This is a genomic window from Marinobacter antarcticus (assembly GCF_011049865.1).
In the GTDB taxonomy this organism is placed as follows: Bacteria; Pseudomonadota; Gammaproteobacteria; order Pseudomonadales; family Oleiphilaceae; genus Marinobacter; species Marinobacter antarcticus_A.
The window spans coordinates 1-12,413 of record NZ_DRGY01000006.1; the positions used below are offsets into that span (position 1 = coordinate 1).

General features: G+C 53.2%; 15 protein-coding genes and 1 other RNA gene. 13 read left to right on the plus strand and 3 right to left on the minus strand.

All coding sequences use genetic code 11. The features are described from left to right. The 8 genes from ENI00_RS00725 to ENI00_RS00760 all read left to right on the plus strand — a co-directional run. The coding region (locus ENI00_RS00725) for a TatD family hydrolase (RefSeq protein WP_349740296.1) at nucleotides 1-794 on the plus strand (794 nt) is incomplete at its 5' end. 208 nt (nucleotides 795-1,002) lie between these two features. Beyond that, nucleotides 1,003-1,431 (plus strand): 50S ribosomal protein L13, encoded by a 429-nt coding sequence (gene rplM, locus ENI00_RS00730; RefSeq protein ID WP_304097358.1) that lies wholly within the window; start codon nucleotides 1,003-1,005, stop codon nucleotides 1,429-1,431. Between the two features lie 12 nt (nucleotides 1,432-1,443). Beyond that, entirely contained in the window at nucleotides 1,444-1,836 is a 393-nt protein-coding gene (rpsI, locus tag ENI00_RS00735) for a 30S ribosomal protein S9 (protein ID WP_304097361.1), read from the plus strand. 247 nt (nucleotides 1,837-2,083) lie between these two features. Then, nucleotides 2,084-2,677, plus strand: a complete 594-nt coding sequence (petA, locus tag ENI00_RS00740) for a ubiquinol-cytochrome c reductase iron-sulfur subunit (protein WP_304097364.1) — start codon at nucleotides 2,084-2,086, stop codon at nucleotides 2,675-2,677. Then, nucleotides 2,677-3,909: a cytochrome b gene (locus ENI00_RS00745; protein ID WP_304097367.1), complete on the plus strand. Its 1,233-nt coding sequence runs from the start codon at nucleotides 2,677-2,679 to the stop codon at nucleotides 3,907-3,909. Before petA ends, ENI00_RS00745 begins: the two co-directional genes overlap by 1 nt. After that, nucleotides 3,909-4,664: a cytochrome c1 gene (locus ENI00_RS00750; protein WP_304097370.1), complete on the plus strand. Its 756-nt coding sequence runs from the start codon at nucleotides 3,909-3,911 to the stop codon at nucleotides 4,662-4,664. The genes ENI00_RS00745 and ENI00_RS00750 overlap by 1 nt, the downstream gene beginning before the upstream one ends. Before the next feature lie 109 nt (nucleotides 4,665-4,773). Further along, nucleotides 4,774-5,403: a glutathione S-transferase N-terminal domain-containing protein gene (locus tag ENI00_RS00755; RefSeq protein ID WP_304097373.1), complete on the plus strand. Its 630-nt coding sequence runs from the start codon at nucleotides 4,774-4,776 to the stop codon at nucleotides 5,401-5,403. A gap of 59 nt (nucleotides 5,404-5,462) precedes the next feature. After that, on the plus strand, nucleotides 5,463-5,876 hold the full coding sequence (locus ENI00_RS00760) for a ClpXP protease specificity-enhancing factor (RefSeq protein ID WP_304097524.1): 414 nt from the start codon (nucleotides 5,463-5,465) through the stop codon (nucleotides 5,874-5,876). Nucleotides 5,877-5,929: 53 nt separating this feature from the next. Here ENI00_RS00760 and ENI00_RS00765 read toward each other — a convergent pair whose 3' ends face one another. The 3 genes from ENI00_RS00765 to ENI00_RS00775 are packed head-to-tail and all read right to left on the minus strand — an operon-like array spanning nucleotide 5,930 to nucleotide 8,891. Beyond that, complete coding sequence (locus ENI00_RS00765) at nucleotides 5,930-6,520, minus strand: SIS domain-containing protein (RefSeq protein WP_304097375.1); 591 nt, start codon at nucleotides 6,518-6,520, stop codon at nucleotides 5,930-5,932. 6 nt (nucleotides 6,521-6,526) lie between these two features. Continuing rightward, nucleotides 6,527-6,895, minus strand: coding sequence for a YraN family protein (locus ENI00_RS00770; RefSeq protein ID WP_304097377.1), 369 nt, complete (start codon nucleotides 6,893-6,895; stop codon nucleotides 6,527-6,529). Between the two features lie 31 nt (nucleotides 6,896-6,926). Then, on the minus strand, nucleotides 6,927-8,891 hold the full coding sequence (locus ENI00_RS00775; RefSeq protein WP_304097380.1) for a penicillin-binding protein activator: 1,965 nt from the start codon (nucleotides 8,889-8,891) through the stop codon (nucleotides 6,927-6,929). A 61-nt stretch (nucleotides 8,892-8,952) separates the two neighbouring features. Here ENI00_RS00775 and rsmI point away from each other — a divergent pair, with 61 nt between their 5' ends. The 5 genes from rsmI to ftsL all read left to right on the plus strand — a co-directional run bounded on the left by rsmI (nucleotide 8,953) and on the right by ftsL (nucleotide 12,387). Then, complete coding sequence (gene rsmI, locus ENI00_RS00780) at nucleotides 8,953-9,822, plus strand: 16S rRNA (cytidine(1402)-2'-O)-methyltransferase (protein ID WP_304097382.1); 870 nt, start codon at nucleotides 8,953-8,955, stop codon at nucleotides 9,820-9,822. A 57-nt stretch (nucleotides 9,823-9,879) separates the two neighbouring features. Then, nucleotides 9,880-10,242: RNase P RNA component class A (gene rnpB, locus ENI00_RS00785), an RNA gene on the plus strand. A 305-nt stretch (nucleotides 10,243-10,547) separates the two neighbouring features. Then, complete coding sequence (gene mraZ, locus ENI00_RS00790) at nucleotides 10,548-11,000, plus strand: division/cell wall cluster transcriptional repressor MraZ (protein ID WP_304097384.1); 453 nt, start codon at nucleotides 10,548-10,550, stop codon at nucleotides 10,998-11,000. Next, nucleotides 10,997-11,980 carry a 16S rRNA (cytosine(1402)-N(4))-methyltransferase RsmH gene (gene rsmH, locus ENI00_RS00795; RefSeq protein ID WP_304097387.1) on the plus strand — a complete coding sequence of 328 codons (984 nt, stop codon included), beginning with the start codon at nucleotides 10,997-10,999 and terminating at the stop codon, nucleotides 11,978-11,980. Before mraZ ends, rsmH begins: the two co-directional genes overlap by 4 nt. A 2-nt stretch (nucleotides 11,981-11,982) precedes the next feature. Continuing rightward, on the plus strand, nucleotides 11,983-12,387 hold the full coding sequence (gene ftsL, locus ENI00_RS00800) for a cell division protein FtsL (protein WP_304097389.1): 405 nt from the start codon (nucleotides 11,983-11,985) through the stop codon (nucleotides 12,385-12,387). Nucleotides 12,388-12,413: the final 26 nt, after the last annotated feature.

Here is a 12,413-nt window from a genome sequence, read left to right on the forward strand (position 1 = left end):
AGCGGGTGGAGGCGGTTTTGAAACTGGTTGATGCTCATTGCCATTTTGATTTTCCCAAATTTGATGGGCGAAGAGCCGACGAACTTCAGACTGCTTCACACAAAGGTGTGGTCGGGCTGGTCATTCCCGGCGTGCGTCGTCACGACTGGGAACGTGTCCGGGTTACGGCTTTGGCGCACTCCGGCTTGTTCTATTGTCTTGGTGTTCACCCATGGTTTGTGGGGGAACATTCAGCCGAGGACCTTGAGGCCTTGGAGCAGGTTCTGTTAGCACAGCCCGAGCGTTGTATCGCTGTTGGCGAGTGTGGGCTGGATCGATTGCACGGTGATGTGAGTGAGCAGTTCCCCTGGTTTGAAGCACAGGTTGAACTGGCATCCAAGCTGGGCTTTCCTCTGGTTTTGCACTCTGTAAAGACCCACGATGAAATTCACGCGACCCTGAGGCGCAGGAATTGGAGCGGCAAGGCGTTGCTTCATGGTTTTTCTGGCAGTTATCAGCAGGCAACAAAGCTGATTGATCTGGGGTGTTTTGTTGGCGTGGGAGGGGTTATTACGCACCCCCGGGCTCGCAAAACCCGGGACACCCTTGCGCGCCTGCCTCTTGAGGCCTTGGTGCTTGAAACAGACGCGCCAGATATGGCGCCGGCAGGCGTTGCAGCGGGCGACAACTCCCCCGTATATCTGCGAAATATCCTGGAATGTCTTGCAGAAATTCGGGGTGAGCAGCCGGAATATCTGGCTTCCGTGTTGTTTGCCAATACCCGATCGCTGTTTGGGCCGTCGTTATGGCGATAAAGGAATCATAAAACAGTCGTGGCAGGGTTGGTTTTCAATAATCGTTCGAGTATACTTCGCGCCCTGGCTTTTCAAGGTGATGTCACTATCTCAGCCCCGAATAGTGTCGCTGCCGATCAATTTACAGGTACAGAACCTCCACCGGGTGTATTACACTTTTCGTTGGTGGTTTTTAACGTTTCTTTTTATAGCGTTCAAGGCGGAATTAATGAAGACTCTGAGTGCGAAACCAGAATCCGTAAAACGTGACTGGTACGTTGTAGATGCAGCCGGCAAGACGCTGGGTCGTCTTTCAACCGAAATCGCCCGTCGTCTGCGGGGCAAGCATAAGCCTGAGTATACCCCTCATGTAGACACCGGCGATTACATTGTTGTGATCAATGCAGGCCAAGTGCGGGTTACCGGCAACAAGTCATCTGACAAGATGTACTACAGTCATACCGGCTTTCCGGGTGGGATTAAATCTATCAGCTTTGAGAAGCTGGTTGATAAAGCACCTGAGCAGGTTATTCAGAAGTCTGTAAAAGGCATGCTTCCGAAAGGCCCGCTTGGTCGTGCCATGTTCAAAAAGCTGAAAATCTATGCCAGCGCTGAGCATCCTCACACAGCCCAGCAGCCCAAAGAACTCGACATTTAACGGAAGGCGGATATGTCTGTAGCACAAAATTACGGTACCGGTCGCCGCAAAACGTCCACGGCTCGGGTGTTTATCAAGCCGGGAAGCGGTAATATCTCTATCAACGGTCGCACCATCGAAGAATTCTTCGGTCGTGAGACTCTTCGTATGATCGTGCGTCAACCTCTGGTTGTTGCAGAATCTTCAGATCGATTTGATATCAACATCACTGTTAAAGGTGGTGGTATCAGTGGTCAGGCAGGCGCTATTCGCCACGGCCTCACCCGCGCTCTGATGGATTACGACGAGACTCTGCGTCCGGCGATGCGCAAAGCGGGTTATGTAACCCGTGATGCTCGCGAAGTTGAGCGTAAGAAAGTGGGTCTGCGTAAGGCGCGTAAGCGTCCTCAATACTCCAAGCGTTAAGTTCGTTGGAGCAGATCTCAGAAAAGCCCGGCTATTTGGTCGGGTTTTTTTGTGTCAGAGGTGCCAATGTTGATCAAATTGATCTGAGACAGAGAAGACCTGTCTGGCCGCGACCTTTGTGACTTGTAAGGGAATGGTAATTTTATTACCATCTGAACGCTTATGATTTTGGGTTGTGAAGTCCTTTTCGATGCACACTGTCGGCTGTCTTGCGGGCTGTGACATCGCCTGATCGGAGAAAACCATAATGAATAATGGCGACGTGAGCCAAGGTCGACGGCGGTTTCTGGTAGGTGCTACGGCTGCGGTAGGTGGTGTCGGCGTCGTCGGTGCGGCGGTTCCTTTTGTGGCATCCTGGAATCCCAGTGCCAAAGCGGAGGCGGCTGGTGCACCGGTAACTGTCAATGTCAGCAAGATAGAGCCAGGCCAGCAGGTTACCGTTGCATGGCGTGGAAAGCCGGTTTGGCTTGTCCGCCGCACAGAAGAAATGATAAATGATATAAAAAAGCTTAACGACACGGTTAAAGATCCCCAATCTGAAGCTCCGCAACAGCCGCCCTACGTTGAGGGTATATTGCGGTCGTTGAAACCAGAATTAGCGGTGTTGGTCGGCATTTGTACCCACTTGGGCTGTGTGCCTACCTATCGTCCGGAAATTGCTCCTGCAGATCTTGGCGCAGACTGGTTGGGCGGTTTTTTCTGTCCGTGCCACGGATCTCGCTATGATTTGGCAGGCCGGGTTTACAAAGCGCAGCCTGCTCCGCTGAATCTCGAAGTGCCGCCTTATCGCTACGACGATGACGCGATTCTCACGATTGGTCTTGATCCGGAGGCAGCGTAATGCAAAAGCTTCTTAATTGGGTAGACGAGCGTCTGCCAGTTGTCGACGCCTGGAATAAGCACCTGGCGAAATATTACGCGCCCAAAAATTTCAATATCTGGTATTTTTTCGGCTCTTTGGCAATGCTTGTGCTGGTCAATCAACTGGTAACCGGTATATGGCTCACCATGAGTTACAACCCGACCGGTGAGGGTGCTTTCGCGTCTGTTGAATACATCATGCGTGACGTGCAATGGGGTTGGTTGTTGCGCTATTTGCACTCTACGGGCGCGTCGGCCTTCTTCATTGTGGTTTATCTCCACATGTTTCGTGGTCTTATGTACGGTTCTTATCAGAAGCCTCGCGAGCTAATCTGGCTGTTTGGCATGCTGATTTACCTGGCGTTAATGGCAGAGGCTTTCATGGGCTATCTGTTGCCCTGGGGCCAGATGTCCTATTGGGGTGCTCAGGTTATCGTAAACCTGTTTGGCGCCATTCCGGTTATCGGTGATGACTTGTCTCTGTGGATTCGCGGTGATTACCTCATTTCCGGTATTACCCTGAATCGCTTTTTTGCATTGCACGTGGTTGCGTTGCCAATTGTCTTGCTTGGACTTGTGGTTCTCCACATTCTTGCTTTGCATGAAGTGGGTTCCAACAATCCCGATGGCATCGATATCAAAAAGAATAAAGATGAAAACGGTATTCCTAAAGACGGTATCCCGTTCCACCCTTACTACTCGGTGCATGATCTTGTGGGCGTGGCGGTATTCTTTTTCATCTTCTTTGTGGTGGTGTTCTTCTTTCCCGAGATGGGTGGGCTATTCCTTGAACAACCAAACTTTGAGCCGGCGAACCCGCTGAAAACGCCTGCGCACATCGCACCCGTTTGGTACTTCACACCCTTTTATGCCATGTTGCGCTCGGTTACGATTGATATTTTCGGCTTGCCGGCGAAATTCTGGGGTGTCGTCGTTATGGGCGGTGCCATTGCGATTCTGTTTGTTTTGCCTTGGTTGGACAGAAGCCCGGTGCGTTCCATGCGTTATAAGGGTTGGTTAAGCAAAATAGCGCTTGCACTGTTTGCAGTGAGTTTCGTCATTCTCGGTTATCTCGGCCTGGTACCTACCACTGAGGGTCGAACCACCGTCGCGCAGATTTTGACAGTCGTGTACTTCCTCTACTTCATTCTGATGCCGTTTTATACGCGCATGGAGAAAACCAAGCCAGTACCAGAGAGGGTGACAGGATAATGAGAAAGCTGATTTTTGGTCTTTTCATCGCGCTCCTGCCGGTTCTCGGGCTGGCAGAGGGCGCGGGCGTTTCGCTTGATCACATCAAGACGGATCATACAGACAAGGTATCCTTGCAGCGTGGTGTTGCTACCTTCACCAACTACTGCATGGGGTGTCATTCCATGGAGTACGCTCGCTACAAGCGGGTGGCGGATGACCTTGATATTCCGGTCGCTCTGTACAAGGAAAATCTTATATTTACGGGCGCCAACATCGGCGAGTTGATGAAAAACTCGATGAACAAGGATATGGCTGCGGGCTGGTTTGGTGCTCCACCGCCGGATCTTACTCTGGAAACACGTCTGCGTGGTGAGTCCTGGGTTTATTCCTATTTGCGCGGTTTTTACAAAGATGACTCCCGCCCTCTGGGTGTAAATAACGTGGTGTACGGCAATGTGGGTATGCCCCACGTTTTGGTGAGCCTCCAGGGGTTGTGTGCCGTTGAGCCAAACATTGGCAAAAAAGCCAGCGTTGAGCCATTGAGCGGCAATATCAACAACGCAAGTACCTGCCCGGATTACGCCATTGAAGGCAGCATGTCCAGCGACGAGTTTGACAGCGCCATGTACGACCTGACGAATTTCATGTCTTACATGGCGGATCCGATCAAAGTTGAGCGCGAGCGCCTTGGAATTTTCGTTTTGATCTTTGTCGCTATTTTCTTTGTCTTCGCCTATCTGCTCAATCGTGAGTACTGGAAGGACGTACACTGAGAAATAAGGTATAATCTTGATCCCTGATTTCTGGCGGGCGTTAACTGGCCCGCTGGAATTTTTGCGTTTTTCAGGATCATTTCGGTTTGTTTATTCGTGAGGTAGTTCTATGGGCGTTGTGACCAAGCGGTCATCGATGACGTTTTTCTCAGATCCAGTCAGCCACTATAGCCACAGAGTGCGCATTGTGTTGGCAGAGAAGGGCGTTACCGTTGATGTCGTTGATGTTGACCCGGACAATCCGCCAGCCGAGTTGGCTGATCTGAATCCGTATAACGCCCTGCCGACTCTGGTAGATCGCGATCTGGTTCTGTATGAGCCTAACATCATGATGGAGTATCTTGATGAGCGCTTTCCACATCCGCCGCTGCTGCCGGTCTATCCTGTTGCCCGAGCCAACAGTCGGCTGATGATCCATCGGATTCAGAAAGACTGGTGTGGTTTGGTTGATCAGATTCTGCACCAGCCAAACGCCAAGGCTTCGGAAACTGCCCGAAAAGAACTTCGTGAAAGCTTTCTTGCCACCGCGCCTTTGTTCGGTGAGATGCCATTTTTCCTCTCTGAGGAATTTACAATCGTTGATTGCTGCATTGCACCTATCCTTTGGCGGTTACCGTCGTTGGGTATAGAGCTTAACGATAAGCAGGCCAAGCCTCTGCATAAGTATATGGAGAGTATTTTTGACCGTGAAGGTTTTAAGGCAAGCCTCTCTGATCTTGAAGAAGATATTCGTAGCTGATTTGGCGGAGTTTCGCTATACGGAAGAGGAGGCAAGCAGTGGCTGATAACAAAGTGACCATGACATCCAGTCGCCCGTATCTGGTACGGGCATTCAACGAGTGGATACTGGATAACGACTGCACTCCGTATTTAGTGGTGGATGCCGGCATTCAGGGTGTTCAGGTACCTACTGAACATGTGGCGAACGGACAGATCGTTCTGAATGTCAGTCCGGGTGCCGTGCGCGACCTTGTGGTGGGTAACGGGGCGCTGGAGTTTAGCGCTCGATTTGGCGGTGTGCCAATGCAGGTATTTATTCCGCTTCAGGCAGTGTTGGCTATCTACGCTAAAGAAAATGGCGAAGGTATGGTGTTTGGCAGTGAACCAGGCTCTCCTGATCCGGATGGTACCAACGATCGGGAAGGGGCTGGGAAAACTGAAGGCCAGGAAGAGCGTCCTTCAGGCCGGCCAACGCTCAAGGTCGTCAAGTAGGCGGTCGTCAGTTATTGATTTGATAAAAAAACCGGCAGATGCCGGTTTTTTTATCAGCCCCCAAACAGCTTTCCGTCGACCAGAGAGCACAGCGCGTTAATCACCAGCATCATCACGGGCGTGGCTTCTGTTGGTGACAGGTCGTTGAGTGCGATCTCATGGTCTTCCGCGTGCATCAGCGACGTAATGTCAGACTTCTCCCTCGCGCTCAGCACCACCACGTTCATTTCCCGGTCATGGGCCGCCTGAATGGCCTGAATGAGGTTCGCCTTGTGACCGTCATCAACGATCACGAAGAGTAGGTCGCCGGGTTTTCCGATAGCTTTGACCTGGCGTGAGAACGTGTCGTTGAAGCGATTGTCGCGGCAGATCGCAGAGTAAGTAGTGGCGTCTGCTCCCAAGTTGATTGCTGGCAGTGCTGGCCGGTCCTGTTCGAAGCGGTTCAGGAATGCCGTGCAGAAATACTGACCGATGACGTTGGCGTTGCCGTTGGCACACGTCACAATTTTTCCATCGTTAAGGAGGGCGTTTACAAATGCGTCTGCCGCCTGCTCGATAGCGGGCCCCACGGCGCTGGCTGCTTGGGCAGTGTGCTCCATGTGGCTCGCAAACAGTTGATTGATCAGGTTTTCTGTGTCGCTCATCAGAATCTATACGTCCGCCAGGATTGCATTTTTTATCCATTGTACCCGGTATTTTTTAACGGTTCCCGGGCTGATGGCCACGACGTCTATTCGGCTGAGTGCGTCCCACAGATTGTGTCGATGCAGGTAAAATGAAGCCGCCTTCAGCAGTCGTTGTCGTTTTGGGTAAGAAATAGAACCTGCGGGATCAACAAGGCTACCGCTTCCCCGATAGCGCACTTCAAAGAAGACGAGAACATCGCTATCCAGCCCTATCAGATCGATTTCACCACCGCGGTTATAGACGTTGCGCTCGCGAATATCCACGCCTTGCGCCTTGAGGTACCTCTCTGCGACGCCTTCAAAATGTGTTCCGATAGCTTTGCGGCCTTCCATGGCGTTGTTCGTCCTTGGGCGAGGTAAGATCTCAGTTAAACGATGCCTGTGGGGGCTTGTCATTCTCTTCCTCAGCGGGAGCGACTGGCTGAGGCAGCAAGTCAGGCGTTCCGCTGCGAAATTGCGCCCACAGTTGATCTCGATGAACGCGGCCTTCGGAGGTCATTGTTAATTCGCCGGTCTGGCCATCGACTCTGGCAGTTCGAACCTGGCGCAGCAGGGGCAGACGTTTGCTCAGTTTCCAGGCGTCTGCCCCCATGGCAAACAGCCTGCCAAGCTGGCCCCGGGTATCTGGCAATGCCTTGGTGGCCTCTTCGCGCAAAGGGTTTTTCTCGTCGAGCACCCAGGGAATATCGGTGAATATAACCTCATTGAGGTCGCGATCTCGAGCCGGGTCCGGCGTGCCTTCGTAAACGATGGATGGAGAGTACACCGGTAGGTCGCCGCCAAAGTAAAATGCAAACAGGGGCTTGAACTGGCGCGCAATTGCAGGCTGAGCCACCATAACAATTGCATCAACATCCTGGCGCCGCCGTGGTTCGAACTCCACATTGAGGCCAATGGTTCGTTCTACCTGAATCGCCCGGTCCCGGGATACGGTAATGCCTAACAAGTCGGCCGTAATTGCCCGCAGGTTGTCTTCACGGGAGAAACGTTCGATATCCAGCGCCACAGAGCCATTGTGCTGCATGCGCTCCAACAGTGCCGCCTCAATACGATCGCCCCATTCGCCCTGGGGAATAAGCGCCAGAGCCTGGTTGATATTCTGCTCAGAGAGTCGGTCTGCAATCTGACGTGCTTCGTCTTCAGCGGAGAGGCCAAACTGATAGAGACCGTCTGGCGCCGTTTTGTCAGCCGCCAGATAGTTGAGCCCGAGCGCAGGAACGGGCAGCGTCCTCATGCTGGTAAGGCTTGCCAGTGCATCCTTCTCAAGCGGTCCTATAATAAGGTCAATGTCTTTTGCCGCGAGTTCCTTATATAACTGATCAAAGGGTTGATCCGAGGTGTCCACAATGCGGATGTCGGTTTTGCTGCGATCCGCTGAATCGTCCTGATAGTAGGCTGCAAGAAAGCCGTCCCGGATGGCTTTGCCTGCGCTGGCCAAAGGCCCTTTAAGCGGTAGCGCCAAAACGATTTTTTCAGGCTGGTTTTCTGCCAGACCGGCTATGAGCTGCAGTTCGGACGGCAATACCTGCGCCGCGGGGTGCCCGGGCCAGTCATTTTGCCAGCGGCGGATAATCCTGCCCTGGTCATCAATGCTCAAACCGGGGGCGCGCACCTTTTTTGCGAGCGCAAGCCATCCTTGAGTCTCAAAACCAATGGTGCTTTCGTCTGCGGCGGCGAGTTTTTGATCCGGAACGGCTTTCAGAAATGCCCAGATCTGATCGTGAATCTGTTGCGGATTAATGCTGCTGTCTGTCTGTGAAAGAAGCATCAGGGTCATGGCAGCTGAAAGGCGATCGCCCGCAAGAGCGTATGTGGCGGCTTGAAGGCTCGCTGCGCGGTTAACAAGGTCTGCACTGTAGTTTCTGAAGTTGTCCGATGAGAGTGCGTTGACAACAGCGTCGGCCCATTCCCGATCATCCAGAGCGACGATGCTCGCCATGGAAAGCAGCAGCTTTTGCGCTTGCAGTGGCGGTGCAGGTTGCGCCAACTGATCGCTCTGCAGTAATGTGCGGGCCGCTTGATGTTCTCCGCGATCTTGAAAACGGCTCGCGACTTTCAGCAGGTATCGCTGTGCCGTTTCGGTGTTGCTTTCTTTGGCGGCAAGCTCAAGCGCTTGGGCTGGAGACCTGGCCACTTGTGAGTCCAGGTCGATACCGGCGCAGCCGACCAATAGTAAGGTCAGGGTAAATATACCGGCCAGGGCGCGATGGTTAATACTGTTTTTGGTCATGGCGAGCTCTATGGATTCCGGAGGTTTGGGCTTGTGGCGACGATCTGATGGTGGCAAGTTTAACAGCTCCCGAGCCAATTCACATGACGCAGGTGTCATGGTACCGCTGGTTCCTGCGCGCGAGGCACACATTTTGACATCTGAATTGAATCACTCAGCTATGCAGACGAAAAAACCGGGCGATAACCGTGGAACGCTTTATATCGTTGCTACCCCTATTGGTAATTTGGAGGATCTTTCCCCGCGCGCAGTCAAAGTGCTCTCGGAGGTGGCGGTTATTGCGGCAGAAGACACCCGCCATAGCGGGCGCCTGCTTCAACATATAGGTGTTCAAAAACCCTTGATTGCATTACATGATCACAATGAGCGGGGTCGGGTTCAGAGCATACTGGAGAAATTGTTGGGGGGCGCAGATGTTGCGTTGATTTCAGACGCCGGTACGCCGTTGATCTCTGATCCGGGTTACGTGTTGGTTCGTGACGCAAGGGCAGAAGGCGTTCGGGTTAGCCCGATTCCCGGGCCTTGTGCACTGGTTGCTGCATTAAGTGCGGCAGGCCTGCCGACGGATCGCTTTTTGTTCATGGGTTTTTTGCCTGCAAAGCGCTCTGGCCGGCGGACCGCTCTGGATGAGCTTCGAAAGGAGATGGCAACGCTGGTTTTCTATGAATCACCTCACAGAATTCTGGATACGGTGGCGGACATAGCGGAAGTTATGGGCCCACGCCGCGACATTGTGCTGGGCCGTGAGATTACGAAAACCTTCGAAACCTTTTATTCAGGCGAGGCGGCTCAGGTGCTTGCCGCACTGACAGAAGATCCTCATGGAAACCGTGGCGAATTCGTTGTTATGGTGCGGGGCGCCGATAAATCCGAGGCCGGCTTAATGGCGGGTGCGCTTGACGTAGACCGGTTGTTGAATCTTCTGGTGGCGGAGTTGCCTCTTAAGAAAGCTGCAAGAATTGCTTCCGAGCTGACCGGGATGGGCAAAAACGAACTGTACCAGCGTGCTCTGGAACTCAAAGACAGCTGAGTATCGCGTTAGGTGCTTTTCCTTGCATGGTGGTTGGTGCAGTAGTATTGTCTCGGCCGAGCTCGCCAGACAGTCGCCGCCGGTTATATTCGGGGGAGGAAAGTCCGGGCTCCGCAGGGCAAGGTGCCAGGTAACGCCTGGGCGGCGCGAGCCGACGGAAAGTGCAACAGAGAGCAAACCGCCTAAGTGCTCGTGACACGTTCGCGAGGACCGGTAAGGGTGAAACGGTGCGGTAAGAGCGCACCGCGTGGCTGGCAACAGTTCACGGCGAAGGTAAACCCCACCTGGAGCAAGACCAAATAGGAGTCCTATGGCGTGGCCCGCGCTGGACTCGGGTAGGTTGCTTGAGGCCTGTGGTGACGCAGGCCCTAGATGAATGACTGTCCAAGACAGAACCCGGCTTATCGGCGAGCTCGCCTTTTTTTCTTAGTTTGTAACGCGTGATCATTCTGATGGCGCGGTTCTTATAGCCAAAAAATCTTAAACCTCGCACGTCTTCTTCAAACACTTTTGCAGGTGTTTGATTTTTCTTCTTTTCTTTTCCGTAATGTTATCTTTTCCTCACGTCAATGCTCGTAACCTATTGTCATAAAAGGAACTTTCCCAAGAGGGCCGCTGTTAGCGGCGCTTGCATTGTGAATTGCGTGTTTCTATAGTGTGCACAAGTGGGAAAAAGTGGTTTCTAGTGGTTATTTGTGGTTTTCAGGTCTTCAGAGACGGTGTAAATGAGTAATTTTCTCGGCAGTCATGCCATCAATATGGATGCAAAGGGTCGCCTTGCGATCCCCACCAAGGTGCGCGAAGGCCTCGCGCAGGCTTGCGGTGGCCGCATTGTATTGACAGCAAATGCCGATGAAGAGCGGTGTTTGCTGGTTTACCCGGAGCCCGAGTGGGAGATGCTACGCCCTAAAATAGAGGCGCTCCCTAACATGAATAAAGCCGCACGACGTCTTCAGAGGCTGCTGCTTGGTAATGCCGCACCCATGGAGATGGATTCGGCAGGTCGCATTCTGGTGCCACCCACGTTGCGCAGCTATGCCCATCTCGAGAAAAAACTGATGCTCATCGGGCAAGGCAAAAAGCTGGAGTTGTGGAGCGAAGAGCGCTGGTTCACGTGGCTTGATGAGTCGTCCGGTGATGAGGATATGCCGCCCGAGATGGAGGCGCTTTCCTTATGACCTCTGATCGCAGGGAAGAAAGCGGAGCAGGGTTCTCGCATCGCTCGGTTCTACTGGATTCGGCGGTTGACTACCTGATCAGCAACCCCGATGGCCTTTATGTGGACGCCACGTTTGGTCGGGGCGGTCACAGCCAGCTCATTCTCGGGCAATTGAGTGTGTCCGGGCAGTTGCTGGGTATCGATAAAGATCCTGAGGCTATCCGTGTAGCGGAAGAGCTCGCGGCGGATGATCCACGCTTTGGGTATTTTCATGGCTCATTTGCCGAGCTCGGCCGTGCGATATCGGAAGCAGGCCGGGAAAAGGTCAATGGAGTGCTGATGGATCTCGGCGTGTCTTCGCCGCAGTTAGATGACGCATCAAGAGGCTTCAGCTTTATGCGTGATGGGCCGCTCGACATGCGGATGAATCCATTGCAGGCGCCGAGCGCGGCCGAATGGCTTGCCAGTGCCGAAGAGCGTGAAATCGCTGACGTCATTTTTCGCTACGGTGAAGAGCGTTTTTCCCGTCGTATTGCCCGATTGGTTGTTGAACGCCGCAAAGAAGTGCCGATTGAAACCACGCTTCAACTGGCAAGCCTGGTGAGCGAAGCGGTACCGAAAAAAGAGAAGCACAAGCATCCCGCAACCCGCACGTTTCAGGCGGTTCGCATTTTTATTAATCGTGAACTCGAAGATCTCGAGGCTGGGTTGCGGGTTGCCGTTGATCGTCTGGCGCCGGGCGGGCGACTTGTCGTTATCAGTTTTCATTCGCTGGAAGATCGATTGGTAAAACGCTTCATGCGAGATCTCGCCCGTGGCCCCAGGCTGCCGAAAGGAATACCGGTGACGGCCGAGCAAGAAGAATCGGATTTCCGGTTGATCGGCAAAGCGAACAAGGCTGGTGCCGGTGAAGTTAATGAGAATGTACGTGCCCGTAGCGCTGTTATGAGGGTTTTGGAGCGCATAGACAATAAACAGAAATCGCAGGGGAGCACGTAACTATGGGCGCAGTCGCCATAGAGACGGCAGTAAAGCCGGTCAAGCTGAATAAAGAAAAGGTTCGCGAGGGCGTTGTTGCTGCCGTGCGAATTTCGCGGCGCGTATTTGGCGCCCTGCGTCAAAAAACAGTTTTGGTGTCGCTGGGTCTTGCGGTGCTGCTGGTAGCGTCATCGATTGGCGTGGTTGTAAGCGCCCATGAGAATCGCGAGCTTTTTAACTCGCTGTCTCAGCTGCAAACCGAGCGCGATCGTTTTCAGGCGGAGTGGAGCCAGTTGCTTCTCGAACAGAGTGCTCTGGGAGGGTACGGTCGCGTGGAAAAACTCGCGGCGGAGCGATTTGGCATGGTGGTTCCAGGGCGTGAGGACATTGTTCTGGTGCCGCTGATGTCGCCGTTAGCATCCCGGTAATTCACGATAACAACAATCCCAAGGTG